The organism is Kitasatospora sp. NPDC058965 (assembly GCF_042741245.1).
Taxonomy (GTDB): Bacteria; Actinomycetota; Actinomycetes; order Streptomycetales; family Streptomycetaceae; genus Kitasatospora.
This window is the reverse complement of record NZ_JBHYKG010000378.1, coordinates 1-7,483: the sequence shown is the minus strand read 5'-3', so window position 1 is coordinate 7,483 and position 7,483 is coordinate 1. Positions and strand designations below refer to the sequence as shown.

Sequence of the window (7,483 nt, the reverse complement as noted above, 5' to 3'; positions counted from 1 at the left end):
GGTCGGGTCCTGACCTCCGAGCGTGCGCCGCCCGGCGCGCCCGCTCACAGTCGCAGCGTTTGGGCAGCGTCACGGCGAGCGCGGCGGCGGTCGGTGGGCGGACCCGGCCACGGACCGGGCTGCGCAGCGGAAGGCCGGGCAGCCGGGCCCGGTAGCGGGCCGCCGCAGCCCGCCGGGAGCTTCGCTAGCCGGCCGCGGGCGGGGTGGCGAGCTTGATCTCGACGCCCGTCGGGTCGATCAGCCCGGCCATCCGACCGAACGGCGTGTCCGCGGCCGGCTCGACCAGCGTGGCACCGGTGGCGACTGCCGCCGCCACGGCCGCGTCGACGTCGTCGACCTGGAAGTACGGGCGCCAGTGGTTGGCCTCCACCTGGTCGACCTGCAGGATCCCGGCGCGCGGCTCGCCGGCCACGTGGAGGGTCCAGTAGCCGGGCATCTCCGGCATCTCCTGCACCTCCGCGCCCAGCAACCGGCCGTAGAAGTCGGCCGAGGCCTTGCCCTCGGTGGTCACCAGCTCGAACCAGGCCAGCGTGCCGTGCACGCCGTAGAACTCGAAGCCCGGGAATGGGGCGGCCTGCCACAGCCCGAAGTGGGCGCCACCCGGGTCGGTGCCGTGGGCGAAGCGGCCGACGCCGGGCGCGTCCATGCCGGCGACGATGGTCCGCCCGCCCAACTCCTCGATCCGGGCGGCGACGGCGTCGACCTCGTCGACGGCGAAGTACCCGGTCCACGGCATCTTCGGCTCGCCGGGCGGCATGTAGCCGATCCCGGCCACCGCCTTCCCGTCGATCATCTGTACGGCGTACTTGGTCGGGTCCTCCGGTCGCGGGTCACCGGACCAGCGCAGCAGCGGCTGGTAGAACGCGAGCAGCTGCTCCTGCTGGGCCTGCAGCGTGTCCAGCCAGCACACCGCGCCCTGCGGGTGCGGCAGCGTCGTCTCAGGCATGGGTCGATCCTCCTGGTCACTGACGGTACGTCACATGCGGTGACGGGGATCACAGTTCCACACGTCGGGTGCAGGTGCCAGGAGAACAGGCCGGATCCACAGGATCCGCCGATTCGGTACCCGCCACGGTCGCGTCCTGTTCCGGTGTCGGTCGCCGCGCCCCGCCCGTGCCGGGCCCGACGGCTCACCCGGTCGGCTCACCGTGCTGGCTCAGCCGCGCACGGCAGGACCGAGCACGGGCGCGATCTCCGCCAGCGCGAGGCGCAGTTGACGCACCCCCAGCGCCGGCTGCGGGTCGTCGTCGCGGGCCATCTCCTCGCACAGCCGCAGTGCGGCGTCCCGGTCGTCGGCGAAGATGCCGAACACGTCGTCGACCGCGGTCCGGATCCACTCGCCGTGGCACTCGTCGGCCGCTGCCAGTGCCGACGCGACGAGCGACAGCCCGGCCCGGTCCACCCGCCGGAGCAGGGCCCGGGCGGTCACCAGGGTGACGAAGGTGTCGCCCGGGTCCAGCAGCAGCTCCGCCAACGGCCCACGGGCCACGGGCACCTCGGCGAACGCCGCCAAGCCGTGCCCGGCCGCCGCCCGGTCGCGGTAGTCGGCGCTGCGGCCGAGCTCGCCCAGGGCTGCGACAGCGGCGCGCCGCAGGTCAGTGTCCACCGCTCCCCTCCCAGGATCCCCGCCAACGTACCACCGGGGTCCTCCGAAGGGACGTCGCCGTCCCGACGGTCCTCGGTGCGCCCTGCGGCATCTCCGAAGCCGCCCCTATGACAGCCCGCTTCGCCGTGCACCGGGCCCCAGGTGGACGCCGACGTGCCCACCGCGACCGCGATCCTGAAGCAGGGCCTGGACGCCTGGCTCGCCGCCCTGAAGACCACGGCCGAGCAGCGGGCCGCCTGCGCGACCGCGCAGGACTGAGCCGGGGCGGGCCACACCGGGTCAGCCCGCCAGTGCCCTCGCCGCGAGACCCGCCAACTGCTGCTCTGCGGCGGCTTCCTGGGCGGCGTTGGCGGCGCCGAGCTCGCTGCGCGAGGCCACCGCCTCGACGCTGTAGTGGTGGCCGGCCACGGTGAAGACGAGCTGCGGACTTCGGCCGTCGTCCTTGTACGTGACCAGCAGGGCGCTGTCCCCGATCCCGCCGACCGGAGAGCCGGTCAGGTCGGGACTGGAGGTCACGGTGGCGAACCGGGTCGCGTCCAACTCCTCCAGGCTCACGTAGGACTGGCGCGAGCCCCAGGTGCAGCCCCAGGGCTTGTCGGGTGACGAGCCCTCCGCGAGCAGCGGGGTGGAGGCGCCCATGGCTCCCGTCACCTGATCGTTCGTCAGTACCGAGCAGGCGTCGGCCACCCGGTTGCCGGCGGGCGGCGTGCTCGCGCCGGCCGCCGGTGCGGCGGTCGGCGCGTCGGCGGGCGCATCGGTGGACGGCGGGGCCACGGGGGTCGACGCGCTCGGTGTGCCGGCGGGTGCGGCCTGCGGCGATCCGCCGGCGGACGAGCACCCCACGAGCGCGAAGGCCGCCACGGCCGCAGCTGCGACGCCGAGCAGCCCTCGCCGCCCGCTCCGGAGCGCTGTTCCACCTGCGGCACGCACGTCGATCGTCATGGGCGGGTCCCTCCCGTAGCACCGTTCACGCCAGCCGCCGGACGCCACAAGCGTGCACCGGCGTCCGGGCAGCCTACACAGCGGACCGTGCGGCGGGGGCGTCGCCGCCTCGGGCGGCGGCACCGGTCAACTGTGCTTGCAGTAACGGGATGTGTTCGGTGTCGGCGGATCGCACTGGTACGGGAAGTCTGCGGCGTCGTGGCTCAGGAAGCGGCCGATGCACTGGTCCTTGCCGGCGCGGCCGTGGGCTGCGCAGAAGGCGAGAGCCGCGGAACCGTCGGTGAAGGGTCCCGAGGCGTAGATGACCCAGTACCCCTGGCGCAGCGAGGCGAAGTCGTCGCTGCGCAGGACCTGGGCCGTCGGTACGTCGGCCCGGACCTGTGCGAGCCGCTGGTCCCGAGTTGCGATGCCGGAAGAGACGGGTTCGGAGTAGAGCTGTGCGATCCAGCTGCCCGCGCCATCTCCTCCGCCAACTGGTGTGGCTGGTAGGGAAGGTGGAGTCGGGGGCTGGCTGGATCCCTGCGCCGGGGTCGGGGCGGCGGTCGGAATCGAAGCCACGACCGGTGATCCGGGGGCGCGGCCGTCCGAGGACGAGTGCCCGTGGGTGACGGTGATATAGGTCCCCACGAGCCCAGCCACGGCCATGATGAGCGCCGCAACGAGCGGAACGGTGTGCTGCTTCAACCACGGGTCGGTGGAGTCGGATACCACGTCGCGCCCCCCTGTAGCGGTTGCGGGATCGGCGAGCTGATCAGCAGTCAGATGCCGATGTCCAGAAGCTACATGCTCCGAGGGGGCGGGGTGTCGGGTTCAGGATCCCTGCAGCTTTCCGTGCCGGGGTTGTTACCGCCCCGCTCCTTGACGGCACGGTCGACGGCCCGCTCGGAGTCGGCGCCAGGGTCGGGCCGGGTGGTGGAAGGGATGCCGCTCCGTACGTATACTCGGATCCGAGTAGTTGGCTTCGAGTACTTGGTTCCGATCACCGACCGACCTCCGATGTCAGCCCGACAGCCCGACAGCCCGACCGTGGAGCGAGATGACCGTCAAACGCCCTGCCAACCCGCTGGCCCTCGCCCTGCTGGGCCTGCTGCTGGAGCAGCCCATGCACCCCCACGCGATGGCGGCCGCGCTCCGGGAGCGGCAACTGGACCTCACCTTCAAGCTGACCACCGGCTCGTTGTACGACACGGTGCGGGCGCTGGCGCGCGACGGCTGGACCGAGGCGACCGACACCGAGCAGGTGGGCGGCCGCCCGGCGCGCACCGTGTACCGGCTCACCCCGCAGGGCCGGCGCTCGTTCGCCGCCTGGCTGGACGAGCTGATCCGGGAGCCGGCCCAGGAGTACCCGAAGTTCCTGTCCGCGCTCGGCTACCTGGGTGCGCTGGGGCCGGAGCGGGCGGCGCAGGCCCTGCGGGAGCGGGCCGCCGCGCTGCAGGACCGGATCGACCGCGGCGACCTGGCGTACCGGGCCGCGCGGCAGGAGCACGGAGCGCCGCGGCTGTTCGTGATCGAGGCGGAGTACGCCGGGGCGATGCTGCGCGCGGAGCAGCAGTGGGTGCTGAGCGCCGCCGAGGAGATCGAGCGGGGCACCCTGGCCTGGCCGGAGGCGTCCGCCGATGCCTGACCCGACCGCACCCGCGCACGACGCGGACGTCCTGGTGGTCGGCGCCGGACCGGCCGGGCTGATGCTGGCCTGCGAACTGGGCCTGGCCGGCGTGCGCACGGTGCTGCTCGACCAGCACCCCGCCCCGCCCGGCTTCTGCCGCGGCTTCAACCTCAACGCCCGCAGCCTGGAACTGCTCGACCGGCGCGGCCTCGCCGACCGGTTCCTGGCCGAGGGCCCGACCGTGCCGGCCACCGTGTTCGTCGGCGGCGCCCGGCTCGACCTGGCCGCCATGCGCACCAAGCACGCCTACACCCTGGGGATCGCGCAGACCCGGGTCGAGGAGCTGCTCGCCGAGCGGGCCGCCGAAATGGGCGTGCTGACCCTGCGCGGCCACCGGCTGACCGGACTCCGCCAGGAGGCCGGGGGAGTGCTCGCCGAGATCGACTCCCCGGCCGGGCCGACGGTGCTGCGCGCCGACTGGCTGGCCGGCTGCGACGGCGGCCGCAGCACGGTCCGCAGCCTCGCCGGGATCGGCTTCCCTGGTACACCCGCACGCCGGTTCACCCTGCTGGGGGACGTGGTCCTGACGGACCCGCAGGCGATCCCGTTCGGCGTGACGGCCGGCCCGCACGGCACGGTGTTCGCCGTCCCCCGCCCCGGGTACGTCCGGCTGATCACGCACGACCCCGAGCCGCCGCAGGACCGGGACGAGCCGGTGACGCTGCCCGGCTTCCAGGCCGTGCTGGACCGGGCCCTGGGACGGCACGCACAGATCGCCGAGGCCCGCTGGCTCACCCGGTTCGGGGACGCGGCCCGGCTGGCCGAGCACCTGCGCAAGGACCGGGTGCTGCTGGCGGGCGACGCCGCGCACATCCATCCGCCGGCCGGCGCGATCGGCGTCAACGCAGCCGTCGACGACGCGATGAACCTGGGCTGGAAGCTCGCGCTGGTGGCGCGCGGCCGGGCGCCCGACAGCCTGTTGGACAGCTACCACGCCGAGCGGCACGCGGCCGGCGCCAGGCTGCTGCGCAACACCCGGGCGCAGGCCCTGCTCGCCGAGCCGGGCGAGCACCTGGCACCGGTCCGCGAGCTGCTCGCCGAACTGGCGCGGGCAGCGGGGACGGCCGGCCACCTCGCCGAGGAGATCACCGGCATCGGCACCAGGTACCCCGTGCTGCACGACTCCGACCACCCGTGGACGGGCCGGATGGTGCCCGACGTGCCGCTGGACCCGGGCAGCCTGCTGCGACTGCTGGCCCGCACCGGCGGCGGCGCACTGCTGGTCGACGACAGCGCCGGGGCCGAACCGCTGCGCCGGGCTGCCGAGCCGTGGGCGGACCGGGTGACGGTGGCGGCGGTGCGGCCGGGCGGCCTGCCGGACACCTCGGCGGTCCTGGTGCGCCCGGACGGCCACGCCGCCTGGACCGGCGCACCGGCGCCGGACCGCCACGACGACGGGGTCGGGCAGCTGCGCGAGTCACTGCGGCACTGGTTCGGGCCGCCGGCCGCCCCGTCGACGACGGCCGTCTGAGCCGCGGCCGGGCCGGCGCCGGAGCGGGCGAGTGTCGGCGGCCCGGTCCGGCGGGTTTATGTCCCCCGGTCCGGGTGGGACGGTTGCGAACATGCGTCGTCCCCGGGGAGCTGCCCGTCTGTACCGCAGGCCACTCGTGCTCGCAGTGGCGGCCGCTGTCCTGGTGGCCGGTGCGATCGCCTACGGCGCCTTCCGGCTCGACGCCCGGCACGCCGAGGCGATGTCCCGGCTGGCGGGGCAGTGGCGGGTGGTGGACAACGCGACGGGGCGGTTCCGCACCGCGGCCGGCGACGTCCGGGCGGCCTGCCTGGCCGGCGGGCCGCAGCAGGCCGTCCTGCTGCCGGAGGCCGGGCAGCGGTTGCTCGCGGAGACGTCGACCCTGCGACAGGCGACCGCCGGATCGGCGGAGCTGGCCGGCCCCGCGACCGCGCTGGAGACGGCCGCCGCCCAGTGGTGGCAGGCCGTGCGCTCCGGTCAGGCGGGCGATCCGGTGCGGCTGTGCGCCCTCCCGAGCGGCGCCGTGGCCGAGGACGGCCCCGCGGCGGGGGCGGGCCTGGCACCCGGCGCGATCGACTACGCGACGGTGGACGCCGCCGCCTCCCGGTTCCGCTCGGTGCTGCAGTCACTGGTGACCGACGACGCGCACGCCGCGCGGACGTACGCCTTCGCGAGCCTGCTGTACGTGCTCGCCGTCTGCGTCGGGCTGCTCATCGTGGCCGGCGCCGGCGCCGTGGTGGTGATGCGCCGGTTCGTGCTGCCGGTCTCCCAGATCGCCGGGCAGCTCACCCGGGCCGGCCGACTCCCGACCGACCCGGCACCGGCCGCCCCGCGCGGTTGGATCGCGGGCCTGGAGCACGCCTCGGCCCAGGTCCGGTCCACCCTGGAGACCACCCGGCGCAAGGAGCGCCGCGGCACCGAGGCCCTGGCGCAGGTCGGCCCGGCGGTGCAGGGGCTGCGCGAGATCCTGACCGCCCGCGACCGGCCGGGCCCCGGCGTGCTGGTCACCGGCGACGTGCGCGCGGCCGAGGGCCTGATCGCGGGCGACTACCTCGGCGTCCTGCCGATGCCCGACGGCGCCACCGCGCTCTTCCTCGGCGACGTCGCGGGCCACGGCGTGGACGCCGGACTGCTCGCCGTGCGCCTCAAGACCGTCCTGGTGGTCGCGCTGCGCCTGGGGCGCGACCTCGACAACTCGGTCCACGCGGTCTGGCAGGCCCTGGCCGGCGAACAGGAGCGCTTCACCACGCTGACCGTCGCCGTCCTCGACCCGGTCGGCGCCACCCTCACCTGGGTCAACGCCGGCCACGAGCCGCCGTTCCTGCGACGGGCCGACGGCACCGTCGACCGCCTGGAGGTGACCGGCCCGATCGTCCACCCCTTCCTGGTCCCCGAGCCCGGCACCTGGCAGGCGGCCGTCACCGAGCTGCACCCCGGGGACCTGCTGCTGCTGTCGACGGACGGCCTCACCGAGGGCCGCGGCCCGGACGGCGAGGAGTTCGGCGACCGGCGCGTCACCGAGGTGCTGGCCGCGCTGCCCGCCACCCCGACCCCGGCGGCCGCGGTCGCCGCCCTGTACACGGCGGCCGACCGCTTCGGCATCGACTGGGCCCGGGACGACGTGAGCCTGCTCGCCGCCACCCCGGCGGACCCGTCCGGGCCGTCCGACCCGTCCGACCCGTCCGACGCGTCCGACCCGTCGGCACCGGGGTCGCCCAGTTCCCCGGCTTCCGGCTGGCCGACGGCATGAGCAAGGCCGCCCTGGGCCACCTCACCAAACAGCTCGCGGCCGAGCTGGCGC

Annotated in this window: 7 protein-coding genes; 3 read left to right on the top strand and 4 right to left on the bottom strand. The window is 75.2% G+C overall.

What is annotated here, in order from left to right; all coding sequences use genetic code 11:
* Nucleotides 1-184 precede the first annotated feature (184 nt).
* From ACFW1A_RS36100 to ACFW1A_RS36085, 4 genes are all read right to left on the bottom strand, one after another.
* Entirely contained in the window at nt 185-946 is a 762-nt protein-coding gene (locus tag ACFW1A_RS36100) for a VOC family protein (protein ID WP_380417008.1), read from the bottom strand.
* A 210-nt stretch (nt 947-1,156) separates the two neighbouring features.
* Nucleotides 1,157-1,606: a hypothetical protein gene (locus ACFW1A_RS36095; protein ID WP_380417006.1), complete on the bottom strand. Its 450-nt coding sequence runs from the start codon at nt 1,604-1,606 to the stop codon at nt 1,157-1,159.
* A gap of 279 nt (nt 1,607-1,885) precedes the next feature.
* Nucleotides 1,886-2,380 (bottom strand): hypothetical protein, encoded by a 495-nt coding sequence (locus ACFW1A_RS36090; protein WP_380417003.1) that lies wholly within the window; start codon nt 2,378-2,380, stop codon nt 1,886-1,888.
* A 294-nt stretch (nt 2,381-2,674) separates the two neighbouring features.
* Nucleotides 2,675-3,232 (bottom strand): hypothetical protein, encoded by a 558-nt coding sequence (locus ACFW1A_RS36085; protein ID WP_380417000.1) that lies wholly within the window; start codon nt 3,230-3,232, stop codon nt 2,675-2,677.
* Nucleotides 3,233-3,584: 352 nt separating this feature from the next.
* Between ACFW1A_RS36085 and ACFW1A_RS36080 the strand changes: the two genes are divergently transcribed.
* From ACFW1A_RS36080 to ACFW1A_RS36070, 3 genes are all read left to right on the top strand, one after another.
* A complete protein-coding gene (locus tag ACFW1A_RS36080) occupies nt 3,585-4,172 on the top strand; it encodes a PadR family transcriptional regulator (protein ID WP_380416997.1) in 588 nt (195 codons plus the stop codon).
* Nucleotides 4,165-5,685, top strand: a complete 1,521-nt coding sequence (locus ACFW1A_RS36075; protein ID WP_380416995.1) for an FAD-dependent monooxygenase — start codon at nt 4,165-4,167, stop codon at nt 5,683-5,685. The genes ACFW1A_RS36080 and ACFW1A_RS36075 overlap by 8 nt, the downstream gene beginning before the upstream one ends.
* A gap of 145 nt (nt 5,686-5,830) precedes the next feature.
* Nucleotides 5,831-7,432 (top strand): PP2C family protein-serine/threonine phosphatase, encoded by a 1,602-nt coding sequence (locus tag ACFW1A_RS36070; protein WP_380416992.1) that lies wholly within the window; start codon nt 5,831-5,833, stop codon nt 7,430-7,432.
* Nucleotides 7,433-7,483: the final 51 nt, after the last annotated feature.